Source organism: Duganella margarita (assembly GCF_009857535.1).
In the GTDB taxonomy this organism is placed as follows: Bacteria; Pseudomonadota; Gammaproteobacteria; order Burkholderiales; family Burkholderiaceae_D; genus Rugamonas; species Rugamonas margarita.
This window is the reverse complement of sequence record NZ_WWCS01000005.1, coordinates 371,907-396,503: the sequence shown is the minus strand read 5'-3', so window position 1 is coordinate 396,503 and position 24,597 is coordinate 371,907. Positions and strand designations below refer to the sequence as shown.

Annotated in this window: 21 protein-coding genes; 9 read left to right on the top strand and 12 right to left on the bottom strand. The window is 62.8% G+C overall.

Annotated elements, in window-relative coordinates; translation table 11 throughout:
- Positions 1-4: 4 nt before the first annotated feature.
- Entirely contained in the window at positions 5-760 is a 756-nt protein-coding gene (locus GTP55_RS10860) for a helix-turn-helix domain-containing protein (RefSeq protein WP_161044934.1), read from the bottom strand.
- Positions 761-956: 196 nt separating this feature from the next.
- Between GTP55_RS10860 and groES the strand changes: the two genes are divergently transcribed.
- The 4 genes from groES (at position 957) to GTP55_RS10840 (ending at position 4,000) form a co-directional block, all read left to right on the top strand.
- Complete coding sequence (gene groES, locus GTP55_RS10855) at positions 957-1,247, top strand: co-chaperone GroES (RefSeq protein WP_026637491.1); 291 nt, start codon at positions 957-959, stop codon at positions 1,245-1,247.
- Between the two features lie 47 nt (positions 1,248-1,294).
- A complete protein-coding gene (groL, locus tag GTP55_RS10850; protein WP_110844882.1) occupies positions 1,295-2,944 on the top strand; it encodes a chaperonin GroEL in 1,650 nt (549 codons plus the stop codon).
- A gap of 88 nt (positions 2,945-3,032) precedes the next feature.
- Positions 3,033-3,485, top strand: coding sequence for a cupin domain-containing protein (locus tag GTP55_RS10845; RefSeq protein ID WP_161044933.1), 453 nt, complete (start codon positions 3,033-3,035; stop codon positions 3,483-3,485).
- Positions 3,486-3,571: 86 nt separating this feature from the next.
- Complete coding sequence (locus GTP55_RS10840; protein WP_161044932.1) at positions 3,572-4,000, top strand: VOC family protein; 429 nt, start codon at positions 3,572-3,574, stop codon at positions 3,998-4,000.
- Here GTP55_RS10840 and GTP55_RS10835 read toward each other — a convergent pair.
- From GTP55_RS10835 to GTP55_RS10815, 5 genes are all read right to left on the bottom strand, one after another.
- A complete protein-coding gene (locus tag GTP55_RS10835) occupies positions 3,997-4,359 on the bottom strand; it encodes a hypothetical protein (RefSeq protein WP_161044931.1) in 363 nt (120 codons plus the stop codon). The genes GTP55_RS10840 and GTP55_RS10835 overlap by 4 nt on opposite strands.
- Positions 4,360-4,638: 279 nt before the next feature.
- Complete coding sequence (locus tag GTP55_RS10830; protein WP_161044930.1) at positions 4,639-5,061, bottom strand: DUF7684 family protein; 423 nt, start codon at positions 5,059-5,061, stop codon at positions 4,639-4,641.
- 29 nt (positions 5,062-5,090) lie between these two features.
- A complete protein-coding gene (locus tag GTP55_RS10825) occupies positions 5,091-5,972 on the bottom strand; it encodes an SMP-30/gluconolactonase/LRE family protein (protein WP_161044929.1) in 882 nt (293 codons plus the stop codon).
- A 31-nt stretch (positions 5,973-6,003) separates the two neighbouring features.
- Positions 6,004-6,627 (bottom strand): 2-dehydro-3-deoxy-6-phosphogalactonate aldolase, encoded by a 624-nt coding sequence (locus tag GTP55_RS10820; RefSeq protein ID WP_161044928.1) that lies wholly within the window; start codon positions 6,625-6,627, stop codon positions 6,004-6,006.
- A gap of 2 nt (positions 6,628-6,629) precedes the next feature.
- Positions 6,630-7,529, bottom strand: coding sequence for a 2-dehydro-3-deoxygalactonokinase (locus GTP55_RS10815; protein WP_202423648.1), 900 nt, complete (start codon positions 7,527-7,529; stop codon positions 6,630-6,632).
- A 210-nt stretch (positions 7,530-7,739) separates the two neighbouring features.
- Between GTP55_RS10815 and GTP55_RS29830 the strand changes: the two genes are divergently transcribed.
- Entirely contained in the window at positions 7,740-8,330 is a 591-nt protein-coding gene (locus GTP55_RS29830) for a hypothetical protein (RefSeq protein WP_229257864.1), read from the top strand.
- On the opposite strand, the gene GTP55_RS10805 is transcribed toward GTP55_RS29830, so the two are convergent.
- Both GTP55_RS10805 and GTP55_RS10800 read right to left on the bottom strand, forming a co-directional pair.
- Positions 8,327-9,571, bottom strand: a complete 1,245-nt coding sequence (locus GTP55_RS10805) for an MFS transporter (RefSeq protein ID WP_161044926.1) — start codon at positions 9,569-9,571, stop codon at positions 8,327-8,329. The two genes, GTP55_RS29830 and GTP55_RS10805, sit on opposite strands and share 4 nt — an antisense overlap.
- Positions 9,568-10,104, bottom strand: coding sequence for a PadR family transcriptional regulator (locus GTP55_RS10800; RefSeq protein WP_161044925.1), 537 nt, complete (start codon positions 10,102-10,104; stop codon positions 9,568-9,570). Before GTP55_RS10800 ends, GTP55_RS10805 begins: the two co-directional genes overlap by 4 nt.
- 169 nt (positions 10,105-10,273) lie before the next feature.
- Here GTP55_RS10800 and GTP55_RS10795 point away from each other — a divergent pair, with 169 nt between their 5' ends.
- Positions 10,274-12,400, top strand: a complete 2,127-nt coding sequence (locus GTP55_RS10795; protein WP_161044924.1) for a TonB-dependent receptor — start codon at positions 10,274-10,276, stop codon at positions 12,398-12,400.
- 8 nt (positions 12,401-12,408) lie between these two features.
- Here GTP55_RS10795 and GTP55_RS10790 read toward each other — a convergent pair whose 3' ends face one another.
- Both GTP55_RS10790 and GTP55_RS10785 read right to left on the bottom strand, forming a co-directional pair.
- The gene (locus tag GTP55_RS10790; protein ID WP_161044923.1) at positions 12,409-14,283 is read right to left on the bottom strand and encodes a glucokinase; all 1,875 of its coding nucleotides are present in this window, start codon (positions 14,281-14,283) and stop codon (positions 12,409-12,411) included.
- A gap of 90 nt (positions 14,284-14,373) precedes the next feature.
- On the bottom strand, positions 14,374-16,011 hold the full coding sequence (locus GTP55_RS10785) for an alpha-glucosidase (protein ID WP_161044922.1): 1,638 nt from the start codon (positions 16,009-16,011) through the stop codon (positions 14,374-14,376).
- Positions 16,012-16,230: 219 nt separating this feature from the next.
- Between GTP55_RS10785 and GTP55_RS10780 the strand changes: the two genes are divergently transcribed.
- Positions 16,231-17,790, top strand: coding sequence for a POT-type proton-dependent oligopeptide transporter (locus tag GTP55_RS10780; protein ID WP_161044978.1), 1,560 nt, complete (start codon positions 16,231-16,233; stop codon positions 17,788-17,790).
- On the opposite strand, the gene GTP55_RS10775 is transcribed toward GTP55_RS10780, so the two are convergent.
- Together GTP55_RS10775 and cysC are read right to left on the bottom strand one after the other, a co-directional pair.
- A complete protein-coding gene (locus tag GTP55_RS10775; protein ID WP_161044921.1) occupies positions 17,787-18,650 on the bottom strand; it encodes a sulfotransferase in 864 nt (287 codons plus the stop codon). The two genes, GTP55_RS10780 and GTP55_RS10775, sit on opposite strands and share 4 nt — an antisense overlap.
- A complete protein-coding gene (gene cysC / locus GTP55_RS10770; RefSeq protein WP_161044920.1) occupies positions 18,643-19,197 on the bottom strand; it encodes an adenylyl-sulfate kinase in 555 nt (184 codons plus the stop codon). The genes GTP55_RS10775 and cysC overlap by 8 nt, the downstream gene beginning before the upstream one ends.
- Before the next feature lie 299 nt (positions 19,198-19,496).
- On the opposite strand from cysC, the gene GTP55_RS10765 reads away from it, so the two are divergent.
- A complete protein-coding gene (locus tag GTP55_RS10765) occupies positions 19,497-22,214 on the top strand; it encodes an alpha-1,6-glucosidase domain-containing protein (protein WP_161044919.1) in 2,718 nt (905 codons plus the stop codon).
- Between the two features lies 1 nt (position 22,215).
- Positions 22,216-24,507, top strand: coding sequence for a GH92 family glycosyl hydrolase (locus tag GTP55_RS10760; RefSeq protein ID WP_161044918.1), 2,292 nt, complete (start codon positions 22,216-22,218; stop codon positions 24,505-24,507).
- Positions 24,508-24,597: the final 90 nt, after the last annotated feature.

The following is a 24,597-nucleotide window of genomic DNA, read 5'->3' as shown; positions in this document are numbered from 1 at the left end:
AAGACTACGGCCGCCGCTTGCGCGCGAACGCCGCCGGCGTCATGCCGCTGTAGCGCTTGAACTCCCGGCTCAGATGCGACTGATCGGTGTAGCCCAGCGCCTGCGCCAGTTCGGCCAAGTTCGCATCCGGCGCGCTCCACAGGCGGTTGCGCGCCTGCTCAAAGCGCATCAGGCCGGAGACGTCCTTCACCGTATGGCCGGACGACTGCTTGAACTTGCGCTCCAGTGTGCGCACCGTCGCATGCGCCGCTGCCGCCACTTGGCTGACAGGTAGAACGCCGCGCGCCGCCAGCATCGCCGCGCCGGCCTTGAACAGCGTGGGATCGACCGCCGCCGGCTGCGCGCCGCTGAAATAGTCCGCCAGCAGCGCCACCGCGTCCTCGATCCGGCCCTCCGCCACGCAGGTCTGCAACGCCGGTTGCAGCACCGCCACCGGATGTTCGAACACCCGCAAGCCATCCTTATCCGCCGGCAGGCCGAGCAGATCGAACACGGTCCACGGATAACAGCGAATGCCGATCACGTCCAGCACGCCGTCGGTGGTCAGTTGCAGCGGCTGGTTGAGCAAACCCATCAGGAACGGCGACGGCAGCGGCATGCCATCGAGATAACAACTGCCGAAGTAGAAAATGATCTCCGCATACCCATCCGGGATGATTTCAAAGCTCGGCCCATGGTCGGCGCGGCGGGTGTGCCAAAAGCACCGGATGGCGCCGCGCAACGGCGCCGGAGGGTCAAATTCACAGTGAAAATCATGCATTGTAGTCATATCGATACTATTTTCTTGTTTATTTGATGCTTCGCAAGCTTGTGCGCCTTGAAATGGACCAAGGTCGTCCCTATAATTAGCACTCGTTACGGTGGAGTGCTAACAGCACCCAGCTCAACTTTCCGTCGTAGCAATCTGATTGAAACGACAACCAACTGTACCATTGTTAAAAATTAAGGAGTTTTGTATGAACCTTCGCCCTTTGAACGATCGCGTAATCGTCAAACGCCTCGACCAGGAAACCAAAACTGCGTCCGGCCTGATCATCCCTGATGCGGCTGCTGAAAAACCAGATCAAGGCGAAGTCCTGGCGGTTGGCAATGGCAAGATCCTGGAAGATGGCAAAGTACGTCCTCTGGATGTCAAAGTAGGCGACCGCGTCCTGTTCGGCAAATACGCCGGCCAGACCGTCAAGATCGACGGCCAGGAACTGATGGTCATGCGCGAAGAAGACATCATGGCGATCGTCACCAAGTAATTCTTGGTCCCGACTGATCCCACTCAACACCTCAAGGAGCAATAAACATGGCAGCTAAAGAAGTTATTTTCGGCGACGCAGCGCGCGCCAAAATGGTTGAAGGCGTGAACATCCTGGCTAACGCCGTTAAAGTCACCCTGGGCCCGAAAGGCCGCAACGTTGTGCTGGAACGTTCGTTCGGCGCCCCTACCGTCACCAAGGACGGCGTATCCGTTGCCAAAGAAGTCGAACTGAAAGACAAGCTGCAAAACATGGGCGCGCAAATGGTGAAGGAAGTTGCTTCCCGCACCAGCGACAACGCCGGCGACGGCACCACCACCGCCACCGTGCTGGCTCAGGCCATCGTGCGCGAAGGCATGAAGTTCGTTGCCGCCGGCATGAACCCAATGGACCTGAAGCGCGGTATCGACAAAGCTGTTGCAGCCACCGTCGAAGAACTGAAAAAAATCGCCAAGCCAACCACCACCTCGAAAGAAATCGCCCAGGTCGGCGCGATCTCGGCCAACTCGGACACCTCGATCGGCGAGCGTATCGCTGAAGCGATGGAAAAAGTCGGCAAAGAAGGCGTGATCACCGTGGAAGACGGCAAGTCGCTGAACGACGAGCTGGACATCGTTGAAGGTATGCAGTTCGACCGCGGCTACCTGTCGCCATACTTCATCAACAACCAGGAAAAACAAGTTGCCGCCCTGGACAGCCCATTCGTCCTGCTGTGCGACAAGAAAATCTCGAACATCCGTGACCTGCTGCCGGTACTGGAACAAGTCGCCAAAGCTGGCCGTCCACTGCTGATCATCGCCGAAGACATCGAAGGCGAAGCACTGGCGACCCTGGTGGTCAACAACATCCGCGGCATCCTGAAAACCGTTGCTGTCAAAGCTCCTGGCTTCGGCGACCGTCGTAAAGCCATGCTGGAAGACATCGCCGTGCTGACCGGCGGCCAAGTGGTTGCTGAAGAAATCGGCCTGACCCTGGAAAAAATCACCCTGGAAGAACTGGGTCAAGCCAAGCGTATCGAAGTCGGCAAAGAAAACACCATCATCATCGATGGCGCTGGCCAAGCCGCCAACATCGAAGCCCGCGTCAAGCAAATCCGCGTGCAGATCGAAGAAGCGACCTCGGACTACGACCGTGAAAAACTGCAAGAGCGCGTGGCCAAACTGGCCGGCGGTGTTGCCGTGATCAAAGTCGGTGCTGCTACCGAAGTTGAAATGAAAGAGAAAAAAGCCCGCGTGGAAGATGCACTGCACGCTACCCGCGCTGCTGTGGAAGAAGGCATTGTGCCAGGCGGCGGCGTTGCCCTGCTGCGCGCTCGTGCCCTGGTACAAGGCCTGAAAGGCGACAACCCAGACCAGGACGCAGGTATCAAGATTGTTCTGCGCGCCATGGAAGAGCCACTGCGCATGATCGTGCAAAACGCCGGCGAAGAATCGTCGGTGGTGGTTGCTGCTGTGTTGGCTGGCACCGGTAACTACGGTTACAACGCTGCCAATGGCACCTACGGCGACATGGTTGAAATGGGCGTGCTGGACCCAGCTAAAGTCACCCGCTCGGCACTGCAAAACGCAGCGTCGATCGCAGGCCTGATGCTGACCACCGACTGCATGATCGCTGAAGTCACCGAAGACAAACCAGCCGGCGGCATGGGCGGTATGGGTGGCATGGGCGGCATGGGCGGTATGGACGGCATGATGTAATGTTGCCGGCCGGCTGACTTAGCCTGCCAACAAGAGCCCGCGAAGCTTCGGCGACGCGGGCTTTTTTGCATCTGCTAAACTGATGCGCATGAAATTATTCCCTCTTTTGCTCGCCGCGCTGCCGGCCATCGCACTGGCGCAGGACCTGCCGCCGGTGCTGCATCCCGATCAACTGACCGCGATCCATGCGGCGCCTGGCGTCACGCTGTGGGAACTGAGCGGCCGCAGCGCGCCTGCCGGCGCCCGCAGCGACAAGGTCAGCGTGGCGCTGTTCCGGCTCGAGCCGGGCAAGGCCAGCGCGTGGAGCCACAACAAGCTGGGCGAGGAATCGTTCTTCGTGCTCAGCGGCGAGGGCGAGGTCTGGACCGACAGCAAGGTGCAGGCGGTGAAGCCTGGCTCCTACATCGTCATCCAGCCCAGCACGGTCCGCTCGATCCGCGCCAGCAAAGGCGTGCCCCTGACGTTCTACGCCGTCACGTCGCCTGCGTGGAGCAGTGACGACGACGTCCTGACCACCGCCCCCGCCGGCGCCCCCAAATAATCGCAAGGCCGGTATCGTGGCGCGTCCAAAAGGCGCTTTCGGGCTAAAATCTGCGTTCCCATGGACTTCGCGCGAAGGAGTACAGCATGGAAACACAAGAACTGCACCGTGGCCGCTTGATCGACCATATTCACCTGGTCGTGTCCGACCTTCCCGCTACGCAAAAATTCTATACCGCCGTGTTTGAAGTGCTGGGCATCCCGTTGGGCGGCGCCGGCGACGACTATTTTTGGGCTGATGAGTTGTTCGTGTCGACCGCGGACAGCGATGCGGCGCTAGGCGTGCTGACGGGCCGCCATCACCTGGCGTTTCAGGCCAGCGACCGCAAGATGGTGGAGGCGTTCTACCACGCGGCCCTGGGCGCCGGCGGCAAGGACAACGGCGCACCGGGCGAACGGCCCTACCACCCCGGGTACTACGCCGCCTTCGTGCTCGACCCGGCCGGCAACAACATCGAAGCGGTGTTCCACGGTGACGCCAAGCGCAGCGCGCCGTCCGTGCGCATCACGTTCTAACGGTGGCGAGGCCATTCCGCGCGCAACTGGCGCAGCAACTCCTCGCCATTGTCCGGGTACATTTCCGGATCGCGCTCTTTCAGGATGGTACTCGCTTCACTCATGGCGATGGAATAGTGCCGGATGGTCTGTTGATCCAGCTGATCAATTTCTTTTTGCTGCTCGGCTTCGATGCCCGCCAGAATTGCGAGCGTTAGCGCGCGACTCTCCGGGCCAGGCGCGCAGTCGGGATGATCCGTAAAGATATCCAGTCGCATTTCCTTCGGCCACGCCGCATGCTCGAATGCCCGACCGACGTAGAACATTGCTTCGATGGCTGTGTCATAAGGTACTGATTCAACATAAGCAAGTATGTTCATATCATTCTCCCTCATTACAGTTCAATCGCATCAAACAAATGCCGTGGCAGATCTGTGATGATGTACTCCTCAGACAACAGCTTGGCCCTGTTTTTGACGTCAACTACTGTGACTCTGCCTGCAACCGGCTGCAATGGAATAACAAACATCAACGGCGCAAAATCTGATACGTGGGCCCACTTCGCCTGCAGGAATAATAGATGCGCTTGCTGTTCATGTCGCCACCTCCTGCTGCGCTTGTAGCACAACGAGGGCTGGCGGCGACTGAGGCGGGTCAACTCAAGCGTCGCTGTAAGCGTCTTCGAGTTCTTCGCGGCGCGGGGTGTCGGCGATGTGGAGGATCAGGGTGTCTTGCAGGTCGGCCGGATGGGACGCGCGGTGGCGCGCGAACCAGAACACTTCTTCCAGGTCGTCATCCTCGTGCGCGGTGACCAGCACGCGGTGCTGTTCCGCCACGTCTTCGTAATTGACGGCTTCCAGCGCCGCATCCTCGACCGCCTCGCGCCATTGTTCGCTGTCCTTGCCCCACACCAGCACATACAGGCTGCCCGACTCGATCAGCCAGCGGCTGATGTCCCACATGGTGGTTTCCTGCACGTCAACATCGGCGACAAGAATGGTTTTGAACGCGCGCAGGCCTTCCAATACAGGAAGGTCTGCGTCCGGGTGGAAGTGAAAATATTGAGGCGCGGGAGTTTGCATGGCGGCGGGCTTTTGCTAAAGCCCGCATTTTAGCCGAAGCGCGCCGCCGGCACGCCGGCAACCTCAACCCGCACCGCAAACACGGCGCCGGTCAGCGGATGCGCGGCCAGTTGCTCGGGCGTGTTGTCCTCGCTGGCGGTGGTGATGAACAGCGTTTTCAGATCGTCGCCGCCGAAGGTGCAGGAGGCCGGATTGCGCACCGGCATAGCGATCGTTTCCAGCAACTCGCCGTCCGCCGAGTAACGGCAGACGCGGCTGCCGCCCCATTGCGCGATCCACACGCAGCCTTCGCTGTCGACCGTCATGCCGTCCGGCGACCCTTCGCCGTCGCCGAACTGGCGCCACACGCGCGGCTCGCCCAGCGTGCCGTCGGCCGCCAGCGGATAGGCGTAGGTGCGGCCTTCGTAGCTGTCGGTGTGGTACATGGTGGCGCCGTCCAGGCTGAAGGTCGGGCCGTTGCAGATGTGATAGTCGTTCTCGGTCGCGTGCAGCTGGTGATCGGTGTCCAGGCGGAACAGCGTGCCGATCGCCTGCGCGTAATCGGTGTTGTGCATCGAACCGGCCCAGATGCGGCCGGCGCTGTCGACCTTGGCATCGTTCATGCGCAGGCCGCTATCTTCGGGGAACGGACGGTGCAGGTATTCGATGCGCAGTTCCGGCTCCAGCCAGACGCGGGCGATGCCATCGCGCAGGCCGGCCATGAAGCCGTCGCCGTCGCGGCGCGCGATCAGCCAGCAGATGTAATCCGGCATGGCCCAGCTGTAGCGCTCGCCGTTGCCGACGTCGACCGCGTGCAGGTTCTGGCTCTTCAGGTCGACAAAGTACAGGCGGTTCTGTTCCGCCACCCACAGCGGGCCTTCGCCCAGTTGCGCGCCCAGGTCCCACAGGCACTGCACATCATGCTTGCTCATCGGTTCGATTCCTCAGATTAGAGAGCCGCCATCATACGGCCAAAGCGCGCCAGGTGGCGACGAACGCTTCCGCGCGTTCCTTCAGCTGCTCCAGCGTCACACCCGGCGTGTACAGCGCGCCGCCGATGCCGAAACCGGTGGCGCCGGCCTTGACCCAGTCGGCCATGGTTTCCGGCGACACGCCGCCCACCGGCCACACCGGCGTACCGGCCGGCAGCACGCTCTTGAGCGCCTTGATGCCGCCGTGGCCGACCGACTCGGCCGGGAAGATTTTCAGCGCGTGGGCGCCGGCATCCAGCGCGGCAAATGCTTCGCTTGGCGTGGCCACACCCGGTGCGCAGTACATGCCCAGTTCCGCCGCGCGGCGGATTACCGCCGGCACGCAGTTCGGCGACACCAGCAGGCGGCCGCCCGCTGCAAAGACTGCGTCAACGTGCTCGACGGTGAGCATGGTGCCGCCGCCCACCAGCGTGTCCGGCAGTTCCAGCGCGACGATGGCGGCGATCGCCTCCAGCGCGCCCGGACGGTTCAGCGGCACTTCCAGCGCGCGGAAGCCGGCTGCATGCAGCACCCTGGCGACATCCACCGCTTCGGCAGGATTGAGGCCGCGCAGGATGGCAACCAGGGGCGTGGCAGGATGGGTAACAGTAGTCATGGTCAGGCTTTCAGGAATTGGGAAATGGCGGTGCAATACACTGCATGTGGGTCGAGTACCGTGCAGTTCAAGCCGAAATGCTGCGCGGCCAGCGCGTAGCGCGCCGCCAGCGCCGGCGAGCCGATCACGGCAATGCCCTGGCCTTCGGCTGCACGCGCGGCAGCGGCGAACTCGGCGCCGATCAGCAGGCCGCTGACGGTGGCCGCCGCCTGCTGTGCCGGCGCAGCGCGCGACACCACGCCGGCCCGCACGCGGAACAAACTATTCGACAGCGGCTCGTTGCGCGCCGCCTGGTTGAGGCCGGTGGCAAAGCCATCGGAATCGGCGCTGTCGCCGCCCATCATTGACGACAAGGTGCCGCCCTTGGACAGCATGGAAAACAGTTCGCCGGTCATGTACGTGGCAAACGACTGGATCACGCCGTCGCGCAGCAGCACCCACTTGCTGTGCGTGCCCGGCAGCACCAGCCAGCCGTCGCGGTGGCCTTGCGCGACCGCGCCCAGCAGCTGGGTTTCCTCGCCGCGCATCACGTCGGACGAGGCGCCGTTGCGATAAACGTAGCCGGGCACGATGGTGGCACGGCCGGCCCAGGCCGGATCGGTGACGGCGGCCAGGTGCTGCGGCAACTGCGTCAATGGCACCGAGGCGTCGAGGTAATCCACTTCCTGCCAGCCGGAGACGCTGCCCACCATGCCGGACATGATTACCGGCACGTCGGCCGGCAGTTGCATCGCGTCCAGCAGGCCAGCCAGCGAGGCGCCGAACTGGTCGCGTCCGCCCACGGCCAGCATGCCCTGACCGTCTTCATGCTCGGCCAGGCAGGCGCCCGATTGATCTATCAGATAGGCGCGCCGGTTGCTGGTGCCCCAATCGATTCCCACAATATTCTTGTTCACAGGCATATCCTTTACTGATGCTGCGACGATGGTACGAAAATCCGCCCTCAACAGCCAATGAATTATCTCGACGGAGTGATACCAAAATAATATAGGGAAGCCACGGGATATTGTCGGTACGGCAATGCAAAACGCGTAAAAAAGGAGCAAAAGTTGCCCCTAAGATGCCTTTAGTTTAGTATGGCCGACTATAAAATCAGTCTTCTGAATCCCCCCATGGAATTAAGCAAGCAGTCTTCCCGCAAACTGGTCATCGCCGGCGTGACGACGACGGTTGTCGCGCTGGGTTTTGCCGCCTATTTTGCCAGCGCCCCGTCGGCCGAATCGCAGGTCGTGGTCAAGGCGCCGGTAGCGGCGTCGGCCAGCGCCAGCGTTACGGCCGCCGCCAAGAAGCCGGCCCCGGCCGCAACGCCGGCGCGTCCGGCCGAGATCAAGGACCCGGCGCCACCGGCCGAGCCGCGTGCCGTGCGTACCAAGGAACAAGGCGCCGCCGCCCTGATGTCGCTGCCGGAGTTGCAGGCCTGGTCGGCGCTGATTGAAAAGAACACCAACGGCAAGGCGCACGGCGGCCTGCTGGAATACGATCCGGTGCCACGCAAGCTGAACGGCAAAAACTACTGGCAGTTCAGCTTTGTGGAAAACAGCGCCGAGTCGGCGCTGCGCTGGGAAAGCTTCCTGGTGTCGTCCAGCGACGATGAAATCCTGGTCGAAGACGGCGCCAACGACGAAGTCATCAGCCTGGCGCGCTGGCGCCGCGAGAAGCATCCGGCCAAGCGCACCGGCTTCGACAATCAGCCGGCCAACTAAGCCGCTTTCACCGCTATCGGCGCCGCCACTGGCGCGGCGCCGCGTACCTGCCCTACCCACAGCACCGTCAACACGGCCAGCCCGGCCGCAATCCAGCCATTCAGACCGTAACCGGCGATGTGGCCGGACGCCTGCGTATGCAAGGTCAGCCCGCCCAGCAAGGCGCCGACGCCGGTGCCCACTTGCTGGATCGCCGCATTGGCACTGAGAAAAGCGCCGCGTCGCGCCGGCTCCGGCACCGTGGTCATCAGCGCCTGCATCGGAATATTGCGGCCTGAGGCCAGCACCATGAAGAACGGGAAGAACAGCATCACGCCCACCAGCGGCAGCACCGGCATATGGGTAATAAACAGCACTGGCAGAATGAACAGCAACGAGACGATGCGGTACACCTTCTGCGCACCGTAACGGTCCGACCAGGTGCCGATGCGGCGCGCGGTGAAGAAGGTAGCCAGGCCGCCGGCCAGGTAGACATAGGTGATCTCGGCCGGCTGCAAGCCAACGTTGCTGACCAGCACAGGCGAGATAAACGGAATCACCATCATGCCCGTCATCATGTTGACGACCGATAGCAGGAAGGCTTTCAGATGCTCCCGCTTCCTGTACAGCGCGAGCAGGTTCGGCAGCACCGCCGACAGCGGCGTGTTGTTCGGCAGATGGCTGTCCAGCGCCGGCAGCACGCGCGCGGCCAGCAGCAGAATCGGCAGCGAGCAAATGACCAGGATATAGAACGGCGAGGCCCAGCCATAATGCGCAGCCAGCATCACGCCGGTCGGCACGCCCAGCACCGAGGCCATGCTGAACGACGTCATCACGATGCCGGTGGCGGCGCCACGGCGGTTGGCCGGAATCAGGTCGCCGATGATGGCCATGACGATGGCGCCGAGTATGCCGCCGCTCAAGCCGGCAAAGGCGCGCGACAGCACCAGCACATGGAAGTTCGGCGCCGCCGCGCACGCCAGGTTGGACAGCGTGAACAGCGCAAACACCACCAGCAGCAGCTGCTTGCGGTCGAAACGGTCGATGTACATCGCCGCCGCCAGCCCGGAAATGCCGGCGCACCAGGCGTAGGCCGAGACCGCGCCCGACACCGCCGCCGGCTCGATGGCGAACGCCCGCATCAGCTGTGGCGCCAGCGGCATCATCACCATGAAGTCCATGATGACGGTGAACTGCGTCAGCGCCAGCAGCCACAGCACGATGCGCTCGCGCGCCGGCGTCAAAGGCAGCGCGCTGCTCATAGGGCGTTGATGTCCACCACAGCCTGGCGCAGGATGGCGCGGATCTGCTCGATCCGTTCCGGGCTGTGATTGCTGGCGCGGGCCTGCTCGATGGCGGCATGCTTCAGCTCGTGCATGGCGCTGCGCAGGCCTTCGCGGTGCTCATCGCCTTCCGCCAGGCGGGCCAGGATGGCGTCGACAAACTGGCGGTTCTCGGCCAGGAACGCCTCGCCTTCCGGCGTGATGGTGTGCAGCTTCTTGTTGCCGTCCGGCGAGGCCAGCACGTGCCCCATGTCCAGCAGCATCGACAGCAGCGGATAGATCGCGCCCGGGCTCGGCGAATAGCCGCCGCCGGAACGCTGCTCCAGCTCCTTGATGATTTCGTAGCCATGACGCGGCTTCTCGGCGATCAGCTGAAGCACGACATAGCGCATGGCGCCGGCGTCGAACATTTTCGGACCGCGGCCACGGGGGCCGCCGTGGCCGGGGCCGCCGTGATGTGGGTGATGGCCGTGCGGGCCGTGTGGACGGTGATGGTGATGCGATCCAAACATGGTCAAACTCCTTTTAAGATATAACTTATTTCGATATATCTTAACCCATTCAGACGAGTCTGCAAGTACCAATTTGTAACAGCACAAATATTTAATGAGATTGATTCGTATTTACTATTCTTTGCATAAGCCTTACAATTGACCGATTTACATGCGTACGGGGATCAACATGCGGTTGGACATGAAAGCGGTAAGTATTGCGGTGTGGTCGGCGTTTGCCCTGGCGGCACATGCGGAAGACGATCAGCAGTTGCAGGTCGTCAAAGTGGTCGGCGCGCGCGACGACGGCAGCAACTACGTGGCGCGCAGTTCCGGCGCCACCAAGACCGATATGGACCTGAAAGACGTGCCGCAAACCGTCAACGTCATCCCCGCCGCCGTCATCAAGGATCTGCACGCGACGTCGCTGCAGGACGTGCTGAAGACCGTGCCGGGCGTCGGCCTGTCCACCGGCGACGGCCAACGCGACCAGGTATTCATTCGCGGCTTCACCGCCATCGGCGACCAGTTCGTCGACGGCTTCCGCGACGACGCCCTGTACTTCCGCGACCTGTCCAACATCGAGCGGCTGGAAGTGGTCAAGGGACCGGCGGCCGTGCTGTACGGCCGCGGCTCATCGGGCGGCCTGGTCAATCGCGTAACCAGGAAACCGGGCGCCGACATCAGCGACATCGCCGTCAGCCTGAGCGACCATAGCGGCCGCCGTGGCGAGATCGACTTCGGCCGCGCCGGCGACACCGTGGCCTGGCGCCTGACCGGCGCGCGCGAAAAAGCCGACAGCTACCGTTCGCAGCAATTCCTCGACCGCACTGCCCTGGCGCCATCGGTGGCGCTGCGCGTGTCGGCCGACACCAAAGTGCTGCTGCAAGCCGACTATCTGGAAGACCGCCGCCTGACCGACTTCGGCATCCCGTCGTACAACGGCCGCCCGGTCGATGTCGAGCCAGGCCAGTACTACGGCGCCGCCAACGCCCGCCAGGCCGACTACAGCCAGTCGCGCGTGGTCTCCGGCGCCGCCACGCTGACGCACCGCTTCGACGCCAGCCTGTCGCTGCGCAACGGCTTGCGCTATTACGATTACACGCTGGACCGCAACAACACCAACATCTCCGGCAACGTCAACGAAGTGGCTGCCACCATGTCGCTGGCGCACGCCAAGCTGGCGCGCATGGAACACGGCTGGTCCAACCAGACCGAGTTGACGCAAAAACTGGCCACCGGCGGCATCCGGCACGAACTGCTGTACGGCGTGGAATTCGGCCAGCAGCGCAAGGACGCGTTCACCAATGCCGCCGTGGTGGTGGCGACCAATGTATCGATCTTCAACCCGGTGCTGCCGCAAGTCGATCCGGCCAGACTTGGCGCGCGTACCGACACCTTCGGCGCCTACAAGACCTCGGCCGCCTACCTGCAGGATGCGCTGGTATTCAGCGACGAATGGAAGGCGCTGGCCGGCGTACGCTACGACGGCTTCAAGCAGGAGTCACGCATCGTCAGCCCGGCCGGTGTCGCCACCAGCCTGAGCCGCACCGACAACGCCTGGAGTCCGCGCGCCGGACTGGTATGGCAGCCGAGCCAGCAGCAGTCGTACTACGCGTCGTGGAGCCGTTCGTTCCAGCCGAGCGGCGAGAACTTCGCGCTGGCCGCCAACAATGCCGACCTGGCGCCGGAAACCACGCGGAATGCCGAAGTGGGCGGCAAATATGACTTGTGGGGTGGCCGCGCCAATGCGACGGTGTCGCTGTACCGCCTGGAGCGCGACAACATCAAGATCACCGATCCGCTGACCAACCGCATCGTCCCGATCGGCAAGCAGCGCTCGGACGGCCTGGAGCTGACCTTCAGCGCCGATCTGGGCAACGCCTGGAAAGTGCTGGCCGGCTACGCCTACACCGACGCTACCGTGACCGAATCAGTGGCGGTCGACACCAGCGTCAACCAGCCCGGTAAAACCGTGGCCGCGCAGATTCCGGTGCAAGGCAAGCGCGCCACGCTGACGGCACGCAACAGCGGCAACCTGTGGCTGACCAAGGAATTGGGGTATGGCTTCAAGGCAGGGAGCGGCATTAACGCAGTCGGCAGCCGTTACGCCAACACCGGCAACACCGTGGTGCTGCCAGGCTACATCACGGCGGACGCGATGCTGGCGTATCAGGCGAGCAAATATGAGGTGCAGCTGAACCTGAACAACCTCGGCGACGCGCGCTACATCGTTTCCGGTCACGGCTCCAGCCCGAACCTGAGCCTGCCAGGTTCGCCGCGCAGCATCGCCTTGACGCTGCGCTACAAGCTGTAAAACAACGGCTAGCCGTCCAGGTGGGAGATCATCAGGCGGCGATTGTCGGCCTCGCCGCTGCTGCTCTTGTGTTCGACCACCAGGCGGGCGTTTTGCGTGTCCAGCGAGATGCCGACCGACAGAATGTCGATCAGCAGCAGTTGCAGGATGCGCGAGATCATCGACAGGAAGCTGGTGCTGTCTTCGGTGTGATCAACCGCCAGGCAGACGGTTGCCTTCTTCGCCAGCGGTGAGTTGCTGGAAGTGATGGCGATGACGTCCGCGCCCGCGGCGCGCGCCGCATCCACCGCCGCCAACAGATCCGGCAGCTTGCCGGAGTTGGAGATGGCAATCACCACGTCGCCCGGATTGAGCAACTCCGCCGCCAGCGTCAGCAAATGCGAATCGCCATACGCCGAGGTCGGAATGCGGAAGCGGAAGAATTTGTGCTGGCCGTCCAGCGCCACCACCCGCGAATTGCCCATGGCGTAGAACTCGACCCGCTTGGCCTTGGCCACCAGCGCAATCGCCTTGTCCAGCGAGCGCACGTCCAGCTGGTCGCGGAATTTCAGAATCGCCGAAACCGTATTGTCGATCACCTTGGCGCTCAGATCGTGCGTGCTGTCGCTGACCCGCACCTGGCTGTGACGCACCGGAATCGCGCCGGTCAGGCTGCTTGCGAACTTCAGCTTGAAGTCGGCCAGGCCGAGGAAGCCCAGCGAACGGCAGAAGCGGATCACGGTCGGCTGGCTGACTTCGGCCATGCGCGCGATATCGGCGATCGGCTCGTTCAGCACCAGACGCGGCTGCTCCAGCACCAGTTGCGCCACGCGCTGCTCGGCCGGCGTCAGCTCGTGCTGCAGATGCTGCACGCGCTCCATCAGCGTGTTGGCGCCGCTGCGGCCGCGCAGGTGTTCCGACAGAATCGTCGCCACGCCGTAGAACGCCGGATTCGGCGTGGTGATCACGTAAGTGGGAATCTCGGCCAGATAGCTGGTAAAACGCCCCTTGGCTTCAAAGCGTGCGCGGAACGGCGACGCGGTGAACCACTCGCCCAGCCGCGGCACGATGCCGCCGCCGATGAACATGCCGCCAAACGCACCCAGCGTCACGGCCAGGTTGGCGGTGGCGCCGCCCAGCATGGCGCAGAAGCATTCCAGCACTTCCAGGCACAGCGGGTCCTTGTCGGTCAGCGCGCCGGAGATGATTTCCTGCGAGCTCAGATCGCGAACCTGACGGCCGTTGCGCTTGGCAATGGCGCGGTAGATGATTTCCATGCCGGGGCCGGAAATCAGCCGCTCGGTCGACACGTGCGACCAGGTCTGCCATGCATATTGCAGGATCGCGTATTCGCGTTCGTCGGCCGGCGCGAAGTTGGTGTGGCCGCCTTCCGAACCCAGCGTGACGAAACCGTCGACGGTCGGAATCACGCCCGACACGCCCAGACCAGTGCCCGGTCCCAGCACGCCGATCACCGAATTGGTGGCCGGCTTGCCGCCGCCTACCTGCATCAAATCGGCCGGCTTGAGGCCCGGCAGCGACATCGCCAGCGCGGTAAAGTCATTCACCACCAGCAGCGTGTGCAGGCCGAGCGCGCGCCGCACTTCGTCGGTGGAGAATTCCCAGTCGCGGTTGGTCATGCGGATGTAGTCGCCGCTGACCGGGTTGGCCACGGCCAGCGCCGCGTGGTTCAGGTTGACGCCGGCGTGGTCCGACAGATACGAGCGCAGCATCGCCACGATGTCCGGATAGTCGTCGCACTTGAGCACGCGCACGGCGCGGAACTCGCCGGGCGCGGTCTGCAAGGCGAAGCGGGCATGGGTGGCACCGATGTCGGCCAGCAGGCGCGGGCCGTCGGCGAAGGCGGTACGATTAAGTTTTTGATCCACTTCAGCTTGTTTCATTGTCGGTTCAGTCCAAACAGTTGGCGGAAGCATACCTGAAATGTTGACTTACCACTACGTCATTCCGGCGTAGGCCTGAATGACGGCGAGTTAGGCCGCGTAAGCGAACCAGGCGCCATAAGGCGGCAGCTGGACCTTGCCGTCGGCCGCCGTGCCCGGCAGGCCGTAGCCTTGCAACTGCTCGGCGCCGGCACTGGCCGGCAGGTCCACCGTTTGCGCTTCGCCGCTCAGGTTGAACACGGCGAGGATGCTGCGCTCGCCGGCCAGGTCGCGGCGCAATGCCAGTACCTGGTCCTGCGTGTCGAAGAACGCGATCTCGCCGCGCAGCAGTTGCGGATGCCGGCGGCGCCAGGCAGTAAAGGCGCGGGTAAACGCCAGCGACGATGCCGCGTCCGCCTCCTGCACCGAGGCCGCCTTGGCCAGATGGTCCGGCGACACCGGCAGCCATGGCTTGCCGGTGGTGAAGCCGCCGTTGGCGCCATCGGTCCAGGCGATCGGCGTGCGGCAACCATCGCGGCCCTTGAACTCCGGCCAGAAGGTGATGCCATACGGATCTTGCAGCAGCTCGAACGGCACGTCCGCTTCGGCAAACGCCAGCTCGTCGCCCTGGTACAGGCACGGCGTGCCTTTCAGCGACAGCTGCATCGCCAGCGCCAGCTTGGCAAACGCCTGCGGCGCCGACGGGCCGCCCCAGCGCGACGCCACGCGCGGCACGTCGTGATTGCCGACCGACCACGAGGCCCAGCCGCCCTTCACGCGTTTTTCAAACTGTTCCACCTGCTCGCGGATGTAGTGCGACGACAGCAGATTCACCAGCAGGTTGAAGCTGTAGGCCATGTGCAGCTTGTCGCCGCCCTCGGTGTATTCGGCCATGGTGGCCAGCGAATCGTCGGAACCGACTTCGCCGATCGACACCGCCTTGTACTCATCCAGCAGCGCGCGCAGCTTTTGCAGGAAGGGCACGTTCTCCGGACGCGTCTTGTCGAAGTCGTGCGCCTGCATGCCGTACGGATTGACGTCGGTGACGGTGATCGAGTCGCGGTTGGTGGCCGGCGGATTGTCGCGCAGTTGCTGGTCGTGGAAGTGGTAGTTGCAGGCATCCAGGCGAATGCCGTCGACGCCGCGCTCCAGCCAGAAACGCAGCGCGTCCAGGTGCGCCTTCTGCACGTCAGGATTGTGGAAATTCAGCTGCGGCTGGCTGACCAGGAAATTGTGCATGTAGTACTGGCGGCGGCGCGTGTCCCACTGCCAGGCTGAACCGCCGAACACGGACAGCCAGTTGTTGGGTGGGTTGCCGTCCGGCTTGGGATCGGACCAGACGTACCAGTCGGCCTTCGGATTGTCGCGGCTGGAGCGGCTCTCCTTGAACCACGCATGATCTTCCGCAGTATGCGCCATCACCTGGTCGATCATGATCTTCAGGCCCAGGCTGTGCGCCTTGGCAATCAGCGCATCGAAGTCGGCCAGCGTGCCGAACAGCGGATCGACGTCGCAGTAATCGGCGATGTCATAGCCGAAGTCTTTCATCGGCGATTTGAAGAAGGGCGAAATCCACAGGATGTCCACGCCCAGCGATGCGATATAGTCCAGCTTTGCCGTAATCCCCGGCAGATCGCCCACGCCGTCGCCGTTGCTGTCCATGTAACTGCGCGGGTAAACCTGGTAGATGATCGCGTCGCGATACCAGTCTGGGGAATGCGGGGACACTTGAGTAAGTTGCTTAGTCATAAGAAAATCCGGGGTTGGCTGGGCGGTCACACAATTTTGTAGAGAATATACAGCACGAAAACAGATTTTTCAATCCGCGCGCAGTCACGCTAAAATAACAAACAAACCTTTAAAAACAAATACTTAAGTATTCCAAACGGGATTCTTTAGATAAAAAATAGTAGTCAAACTACACAACATCAGGAGTGAAATACAGTGAGCAACAACGGCAACGGGCCGATGCCCCGGCAAATTCCCTACATCATCGCCAACGAAGGCTGCGAACGGTTCAGCTTTTACGGCATGCGCAACATCCTCACGCCCTTCCTGCTCAGTACCCTGCTGCTGTTCATTCCGATCGGCGACCGCACTACCGAAGCCAAGCATGTGTTCCACACCTTTGTCATCGGCGTCTACTTCTTCCCGCTGCTGGGCGGCTGGATCGCCGACCGCTTCTGGGGCAAGTACAAGACGGTGTTCTGGTTCAGCCTGATCTACGTGGCCGGTCACGCCTGCCTGGCGATTTTTGAACACAACCTGCAAGGCTTCTACCTTGGCCTGGCGCTGATCGCGTTCGGTTCGGGCGGCATCAAGCCGCTGGTGGTGTCGTTTGTCGGCGACCAGTTCGACCAGACCAACAAGAACCGCGCCAAGCTGGTGTTCGACGCCTTCTACTGGATCATCAACTTCGGCTCCTTCTTTGCCTCGCTGCTGATGCCGCTGTTCCTGCGCGACTACGGCCCGGCCGTGGCGTTCGGCATTCCCGGCATCCTGATGGCGATTGCCACACTGGTGTTCTGGCTGGGCCGCGGCAAGTATGTGCACGTGCCGCCGGCTGCGCCGAATCCCGATTCGTTCAGCAGCGTGGCGCGCACTGCCCTGCTGGCGCGCGCCAGCAGCCCGTCGTGGCATGGCCTGTCGCGGCCTGGCCTGGTGGTGGCCGGTTTCGGCGCGCTGGCGGCGGTCGTCTCGCTGTGCATGACGCCGGCCTGGGGCTTCGTCATCGCCGCCTGCACGGCGCTGGTGCTGGTGCTGGCGTTTGGCGGCATCGGCGTGTCCATGCAGCTGGAACGCGCGCGCGGCAAGCACACCGATGAAGCGGTCGAAGGCGTGCGCTCGGTGCTGCGCATCCTGATCGTGTTTGCGCTGACCACGCCATTCTGGTCGCTGTTCGACCAGAAGGCGTCGACCTGGATCGTCCAGGCCAACACCATGGACAGCCCGCTGCTGTCGATCTTCGGCTGGAACTTCACGCTGCTGCCGGCGCAGATGCAGGCGGTCAATCCGATCCTGGTGATGCTGCTGATCCCGTTCAACAACGTCGCGCTGTTTCCGATCATGCGCGCGCTCGGCATCACGCCGACGCCGCTGCGCCGCATGGGGCTGGGCATCGCACTGTCGGCATCGGCGTGGGTGGTGATCGGCATGATCCAGTTGTGGATCGATGGCGGCGACAAGGTCTCCATCCTGTGGCAGCTGCTGCCGTATGCGCTGCTGACTTTGGGTGAAGTGCTGGTCTCCGCCACCGGACTGGAATTCGCCTACAGCCAGGCGCCGGCGTCGATGAAGGGCATCATCCTCAGCTTCTGGTACCTGGCCGTCACGGTCGGCAACCTGTGGGTACTGATCGTCAATGCCGGCGTGAAGAACGACGTGGTGGGCGGCTGGATCGCCGGCAGCGGCCTGAGTCCGATCGCCTTCCAGATGTTCCTGTTTGCCGCCTTCGCAGCGCTCGTCGCCGCCCTGTTCGCCCTGTACGCGATGCGCTACAAGATGGTCGACAACTATCGCACCGCCTAGCGCAGTATGGCCAGCTCGGCCAGCCGCTGCCGGCTGCGTTGCAGGTAGCTTTGCAGGCTGGCGTCGAGTTGCTGTGCTTGGTCCAGCAACTCGGGACTGACTGCGGCCGGCGCCACGTCGGCCTTGCGGCTGATCAGCTCCTTCCGGTACACGCTGGAAAATTGCTTGTATTGCAGCTTGAACGGCCAGTGCGACGAGAGGAAGCTGAACACCTCGGCGCACTCGCTTTGCATGGACTGGTAGCTGACCACCAGATAGCGATCCTCCGGCAATGCGCGCAGGGTTTTCAGGATCATCTGGTTGTATGCCAACCAGGCTTTCAGATAGCGGTCGCGATGCTTGCGGCGATGCTGCTCCAGCCGCATCGCCCGGTAAAAATATTTCCATGCCGTACGGTGCGGCCAGCTTTTCCCCCGGTACTTGTTATCGAGCAGGCTGAAATCGCGCTTGAGCAGCGAGTGCACCACTTCCTGGTAATCGCGCAGCAGCACCAGGTATTTCGCTTCCGGCAGCAAGGCTGAATAGGTGTCCAGAAACAGGCAGGTGCGCGGCTCCTTCCAGCCCCATTGCTGGAAGCTGGCATTCCTGGCCGTGATCAGTGCATGCATTTGCGCCTGCTCCTGGCGGGTCGGCGTCATCGTTTCCGGCGGACCAAGGCCATCGGGATGCGCGCCTTTGTCGACCAGGATTTGCTGGTGCAACTGGAAGAAACCCTCATCCTCGAAATGGCCTTCGACATTGCCGGTGCCCGCACCGACCAGATTCTCGCCGACCTGCAAGCCGCAATCATGCAGCCAATGCGTGATCAGCGATGTGCCGGAGCGGTGCATCCCGGCGATCACCAGCACATCATTAGCCATGCCGCACCTTTCTGCGTTCGGCAAAGGCGGTCTGGTTCAGCACATACTCGCAGATGCGCGCGGTGCAGTCGGCGATACTGCTGTCGCGCGTGTTGAGATACAAATCGGGTTCGCAAGGCGGCTCGAACGGATCGTTGACGCCGGTCAGGCACTTCAACTTGTCGGGCGCATCATCGGGCAGGCTCGCGCGCCGGTACAGGCCCTTGGTATCGCGCCGCTGCAGTTCATCGAGCGCACAATCAATGAACACCACTTTCACGTCCGCATAGAGCGCAACCAGCTCCTGGCGCACGTCGTCATAAGGACTGATGGCGCTGATAATCGTCACAATGCCGTGCGCGGCGAATTTGTCGGCCAGGTAGCCAAGCCGCCGCAGGTTCTCGCTGCGGTCCCGGCGCGAAAAACCCAGGTCGGTGAACAGGCGGGCGCGGTACGGATCGCCGTCGATGACTTCAACCGGAACGAATTGGCTTGCGAGACGGTTTTTGACGCTGTTGGCAAGCGTCGACTTGCCGGCGCCGGACAGGCCGCAAAAAAGCAGGATCATGATAGCCCTTGTGAATTAGATAACGGACGCTGCCGCAGGGTTGAGGCAACAGGTGGTTACGGCTATGACCCAAGACTAGCAGCGTAAGGGCTTCCCTTATTCGACAATTACCGATTGATACAGCATGTACAGTGCGGAACAACGTGTATATAAATCAGCAATAAACTCACTACACTATGCTACTTTTTGTTAATTTTTGATAAGAAACTACAGTTCTGGAGTACCATAGCCGCCAAATTTAAGGCTAGCGCGGGGCGTTTTGTAACTGCGCTACTAAATCAACGGTTTGGAGATGGCATATGGCAGGTAAGGGTTGGGTGGCGGGTTCGTTGGGGAGCGCGCTGGCGCTGACTTGTCTGGCTGCCTCGGCGGCGCCGACGCTGGCGGATTGCGATGGACCGTTCGCCGCGCCGCTGCATGCCGCTCCCGCCGTCGATGCCCGCGCTTACTGGCTGAATCGTCAGTTGATCAAATGGCCGGGCGTCGATGCGGCGCGTGGCGTCTTCAAGCTGTATTACTCCGCCAACGCCTTGCTGCGCGCAGCGCCCGGCGCCCGCGTCAGCGGCGAAGATGGCGTGCTAAAGCTGGCGCGCTTTGAGGGCGAAGTGCCGGCCGCCGTCGCGCAGCGCTTCAAGTTCACCGCCGACGGCGTCGTCTTCAACGTCGCCGGTGCGGCCAAGCTGATGACGCAGCAAGTGCTGCTGGTGCAGGAAGCCGACGACGGCGCCGTCATCGCCGCCACCTCGCTGCAAATCGCCGGCGCGCTGGATGACCTGTACGCCAGCGCCGCCAGGGCCGACGATCTTGGCGCCAACGTCACTGCCAACGCACTCCGCGCCGCCTTCAAACTGTGGGCGCCGACCGCGCAAAACGTGGCCGTCTGCTCCTACGCCAGCGGCGCCGGCAAAGCCACCGCCATCACACCGATGCAGCGCGACGACGCCACCGGCATCTGGTCCGCCAACGCCCAAGGCCCTTACTACCAGTACGTGGTGGACGTGATGACGCCAAGCGCCGGCATCGTCCGCAACCTGGTGACCGATCCCTACTCCGTCAGCCTGACCACCGATTCGAAGCGCAGCTACGTCGCCAATCTCAACGCCGCCAGACTCAAACCGGCCGGCTGGGACGGCACGCCGTCGCCGAACAAGGTCGCCGCGCAGACCGACATGACGGTCTACGAACTGCACGTGCGCGACTTCTCGATCAACGACAACACCGTCAGCGCGGCCAACCGCGGCAAGTACCTGGCCTTCACCGAGGCCAAGTCCAACGGCATGAAACACCTGGCCGCGCTGAGCAAAGCCGGCATAACCGACATCCACCTGCTGCCCGTCTACGACATCGGCAGCGTGCCGGAAAAAGCCTGCGTGACGCCGGCCATTCCGGTCGCCGACGCCGACAGCGAAGCGCAGCAGGCCGCAGTGGCCGAAGCCAGCGCGCAGGACTGCTTCAACTGGGGCTATGATCCCTTCCACTACAACGCGCCGGAAGGCAGCTACAGCACCGATCCCGCCGATGGCGCCAAACGCATCGTCGAATTCCGCCAGATGGTGCAGGCGCTGCACAAGACCGGCCTGCGGGTCGGCATGGACGTGGTCTACAACCACACTTTCATCGCCGGCCAGAATGAGAAGTCGGTACTGGACCGCGTGGTGCCCGGCTACTACCACCGCCTCAACGCCAGGGGCGACATCGAACGCTCGACCTGCTGCGACAACACCGCCACCGAAAACCTCATGATGGGCAAGCTGATGGTGGACTCGGTGGCCTTCTGGGCCAAAAACTACAAGATCGATTCTTTCCGCTTCGACCTGATGGGCCACCAGCCGCGCGCCGTGATGGAGCAAGTGCAGGCCCGCGCCGACAAGGCCGCCGGCCGTCACATCAACCTGATCGGCGAAGGCTGGAACTTCGGCGAAGTGGCCGACGGCGCGCGCTTCGTGCAGGCTTCGCAGCTGTCGCTGAACGGCAGCGGCATCGGCACCTTCAGCGACCGTGGCCGCGACGCCGTGCGTGGCGGCGGCGCCGGCGACAGCGGCCAGCAGCTGTTCACGCAGCAGGGCTACATCAATGGCCTGGTCTACGACGCCAACGCGCAAGCCGGCCAGCGTCCCGCCGCCGACCTGCTACACGCCTCCGACATGGTCAAGGTCGGCCTGGCCGGCACGCTGCGCAGCTACCAGCTGACCACCGCCGACGGCAATACCGTGGCCTTGCAGGACATCGTCTACGGCGGCAACCAGCCGGCCGGCTACGCCAGCGAACCCGGCGAAGTGGTCAACTACGTCGAGAACCACGACAACCAGACGCTGTACGACATCAACGCCTTCAAGCTGCCGCAATCGACCACCGCGCACGAACGCGCGCAGGTGCAGATGCTGGGCGCCGCCATCAACGCCTTCAGCCAGGGCGTGGCTTACTTCCACGCCGGCTTCGACATCCTGCGTTCCAAATCGCTGGACCGCAACAGCTTTGAATCGGGCGACTGGTTCAATCGCCTGGACTGGAGCTACCTGGACAACTACTTCGGCACCGGCCTGCCGCCGGCGGCCGACAATGGCAAGGACTACGCGCTGCTCAAGCCCCTGCTGCGCAACGAGAACATCAAACCGGCGCCGGCGGACATCGCCTACGCGCGCGACGCCTTCCGCGACCTGCTGGCGATCCGTTCCAGCAGCACGCTGTTCCGCCTGCGCAGCGCCGCCGACATCAAGCAGCGCCTGCGCTTCTTCAACACCGGCCCGTCGCAGGTGCCGACCGTGGTGGCCGCCCGCATCGACGGCAAGGGCTACGCCGGCGCGCGCTTCAAGACGGTGGTGTACCTGATCAACGTCGACAAGACCGAGCAGCGCGTCACCGCCACCGAAGAACGCAACCGCCGCTATCAGCTGCATCCGGTCCACACCGGCGCGGCTGCGGCGGACAAACGCGTGGCTGCGGAAGCCAGGTACGATAAACTCAGCGGCACCTTTACCATCCCCGCGCGCAGCGCAGTGGTTTTCGTGGAAAATTGATATGAACTTATTCGCTCTGCCGGTCCTGCTGCTCGCCCTCACTGCCGGCGCCAGTGCCGCTGCCAATGCGGCGCCGGTCGCCGATCCGGTGGAGTGGATCAATCCCCTGATGGGCACCGCCAGCAAGCCGGAACTCTCCAACGGCAATACCTATCCCGCCATCGCGCTGCCGTGGGGGATGAATTTCTGGACGCCGCAAACCGGCAAGATGGGCAACGGCTGGGCCTACACCTACGATGCCGACAAGATCCGCGGCTTCAAGCAGACGCACCAGCCGTCGCCGTGGATGAACGACTACGGCCAGTTCGCCGTCATGCCGGTGACGGGCAAGCTACGCTTCACCCAGGACGACCGCGCCAGCTGGTTCTCGCACAAGGCGGAAGTGGCCAAGCCGTACTACTACAGCGTCTATCTGGCCGATTCTGACGTCACCACCGAAATCACGCCGACCGAACGCGCCGCGCAGTTCCGCTTTACCTATCCGAAGACCGACGAAGCCTATGTCGTGGTGGACGCCTACGACAAGGGCTCGTACATCAAGGTGCTGCCGGAGCAGCGCAAGATCGTCGGCTACAGCACCCGCTATGCGCGCGGTCCGCTGCCGAAGAACTTCAAGAACTGGTTCGTCATCTACTTCGACAAGCCGTTCACCTCCACCCGCATCTGGAGCGGCGACAAGCTGGTGGAAGGCGTGACGGAACTGGCCAGCAACCATAGCGGCGCGGTGGTCGGCTTCAAGACTGAGAAGGGCGAGAAGGTCGGCATGCGCGTGGCCTCCTCCTTCATCAGCGAGGAACAGGCGGAGCTGAACCTCAAGCGCGAACTGGCCGACGACAGCTTCGACGCCACCGCGCAAAAGGGCAAGGCGGTCTGGAACAAGACGCTCAGCCGCGTCAGCGTGGAAGGCGGCAGCGTCGATCAGACGCGCACCTTCTATTCCAGCTTGTACCGCATGCTGTTCTTCCCGAATAAGCTGTACGAGATCGACGCCAACAACCAGATCGTGCACTGGAGTCCCTACAACGGCCAGATCCTGCCCGGCTATATGTTCGCCGGCACCGGCTTCTGGGACACCTTCCGCGCGCTGTATCCCTTCCTGAACCTGATGTACCCGTCGATCAACCGCGAGATGCAGGCGGGCCTGGTCAACGACTACAAGGAAGGCGGCTGGCTGCCCGAGTGGTCCAGTCCCGGCCTGGCCAACGTCATGATCGGCAATAACTCGGCCTCGGTGGTGGCGGAAGCCTACGTCAAGGGCCTGCGCGGCTACGATGTCGAGACGCTGTGGCAGGCGCTCAAGCACGGCGCCGACAATGAAGGGCCTATGGACGCCGTCGGCCGCAAGGGCGTCAAGTACTACAACGACCTGGGCTACGTGCCCTACGACGTCAAGATCAACGAGAACGCCGCCCGCACGCTGGAATATGCCTACGACGATTTCGCCATCTGGCAGCTGGGCAAAGCGCTCGGCAAGCCGGAGTCGGAAATCGCCATCTACAAGCAGCGCGCCATGAACTACCAAAAACTGTTCGATCCGGAGACGGGCCTGATGCGCGGCCGGAACCAGGACGGCAGTTTCCAGTCGCCGTTCAATCCCTTCAAGTGGGGCGACGCCTTCACCGAGGGCAATAGCTGGCACTACACCTGGTCGGTGTTCCAGGACGTGCATGGCCTGATGCAGCTGATGGGCGGGCGCGAAAAATTCGTCGCCAAGCTGGATCAGGTGTTCACGCTGCCGCCGACGTTTGACGAGAGCTATTACGGTGAAGTGATCCACGAGATCCGCGAAATGCAGATCGCGAACATGGGCCAGTACGCGCATGGCAACCAGCCGATCCAGCACATGATCTACCTGTACGGCTACGCCGGCGCGCCGTGGAAAACCCAGTACTGGGCGCGCGAGACCATGAACCGCCTGTACCAGGCCACGCCGGACGGCTACTGCGGCGACGAGGACAACGGCCAGACCTCGGCCTGGTATGTGTTCTCCGCGCTGGGCTTCTACCCGGTCACGCCGGCGGTGCCGCAGTACGTGCTGGGCGCGCCGCTGTTCAAGAAAGCCACGCTGCATCTGGAGAATGGCAAAACCGTCATCATTAGCGCGCCGGCCAACAGCGACCGGCAGCGCTACGTGCAGACGCTGAAGGTCAACGGCAAGCCGTACGCCCACAACTGGATCGACCATGCGGCGCTGACGCGCGGCGCCACGCTGGACTTCGAGATGTCGGCAGCGCCCAATACCCGGCGCGGCGCCAGCGCCGCCGATGCGCCGTATTCGCTATCGGTTCCATAGAAAACGCTACCGGCGGCGCAGGCTGAATCGTGATACCATATGGTTTCCATGCGGAAATATAGTTATATTTCCGCCATCCCGAGCCCTGCC

Excerpts from the sequence above, each read along its gene's own strand:
- GTP55_RS10860 (WP_161044934.1), bottom strand. The coding sequence starts at position 760 with ATGCATGATTTTCACTGTGAATTTGACCCTCCGGCGCCGTTGCGCGGC.
- groES (WP_026637491.1), top strand. The coding sequence starts at position 957 with ATGAACCTTCGCCCTTTGAACGATCGCGTAATCGTCAAACGCCTCGAC.
- groL (WP_110844882.1), top strand. The coding sequence starts at position 1,295 with ATGGCAGCTAAAGAAGTTATTTTCGGCGACGCAGCGCGCGCCAAAATG.
- GTP55_RS10845 (WP_161044933.1), top strand. The coding sequence starts at position 3,033 with ATGAAATTATTCCCTCTTTTGCTCGCCGCGCTGCCGGCCATCGCACTG.
- GTP55_RS10840 (WP_161044932.1), top strand. The coding sequence starts at position 3,572 with ATGGAAACACAAGAACTGCACCGTGGCCGCTTGATCGACCATATTCAC.
- GTP55_RS10835 (WP_161044931.1), bottom strand. The coding sequence starts at position 4,359 with ATGAACATACTTGCTTATGTTGAATCAGTACCTTATGACACAGCCATC.
- GTP55_RS10830 (WP_161044930.1), bottom strand. The coding sequence starts at position 5,061 with ATGCAAACTCCCGCGCCTCAATATTTTCACTTCCACCCGGACGCAGAC.
- GTP55_RS10825 (WP_161044929.1), bottom strand. The coding sequence starts at position 5,972 with ATGAGCAAGCATGATGTGCAGTGCCTGTGGGACCTGGGCGCGCAACTG.
- GTP55_RS10820 (WP_161044928.1), bottom strand. The coding sequence starts at position 6,627 with ATGACTACTGTTACCCATCCTGCCACGCCCCTGGTTGCCATCCTGCGC.
- GTP55_RS10815 (WP_202423648.1), bottom strand. The coding sequence starts at position 7,529 with ATGCCTGTGAACAAGAATATTGTGGGAATCGATTGGGGCACCAGCAAC.
- GTP55_RS29830 (WP_229257864.1), top strand. The coding sequence starts at position 7,740 with ATGGAATTAAGCAAGCAGTCTTCCCGCAAACTGGTCATCGCCGGCGTG.
- GTP55_RS10805 (WP_161044926.1), bottom strand. The coding sequence starts at position 9,571 with ATGAGCAGCGCGCTGCCTTTGACGCCGGCGCGCGAGCGCATCGTGCTG.
- GTP55_RS10800 (WP_161044925.1), bottom strand. The coding sequence starts at position 10,104 with ATGTTTGGATCGCATCACCATCACCGTCCACACGGCCCGCACGGCCAT.
- GTP55_RS10795 (WP_161044924.1), top strand. The coding sequence starts at position 10,274 with ATGCGGTTGGACATGAAAGCGGTAAGTATTGCGGTGTGGTCGGCGTTT.
- GTP55_RS10790 (WP_161044923.1), bottom strand. The coding sequence starts at position 14,283 with ATGAAACAAGCTGAAGTGGATCAAAAACTTAATCGTACCGCCTTCGCC.
- GTP55_RS10785 (WP_161044922.1), bottom strand. The coding sequence starts at position 16,011 with ATGACTAAGCAACTTACTCAAGTGTCCCCGCATTCCCCAGACTGGTAT.
- GTP55_RS10780 (WP_161044978.1), top strand. The coding sequence starts at position 16,231 with ATGCCCCGGCAAATTCCCTACATCATCGCCAACGAAGGCTGCGAACGG.
- GTP55_RS10775 (WP_161044921.1), bottom strand. The coding sequence starts at position 18,650 with ATGGCTAATGATGTGCTGGTGATCGCCGGGATGCACCGCTCCGGCACA.
- cysC (WP_161044920.1), bottom strand. The coding sequence starts at position 19,197 with ATGATCCTGCTTTTTTGCGGCCTGTCCGGCGCCGGCAAGTCGACGCTT.
- GTP55_RS10765 (WP_161044919.1), top strand. The coding sequence starts at position 19,497 with ATGGCAGGTAAGGGTTGGGTGGCGGGTTCGTTGGGGAGCGCGCTGGCG.
- GTP55_RS10760 (WP_161044918.1), top strand. The coding sequence starts at position 22,216 with ATGAACTTATTCGCTCTGCCGGTCCTGCTGCTCGCCCTCACTGCCGGC.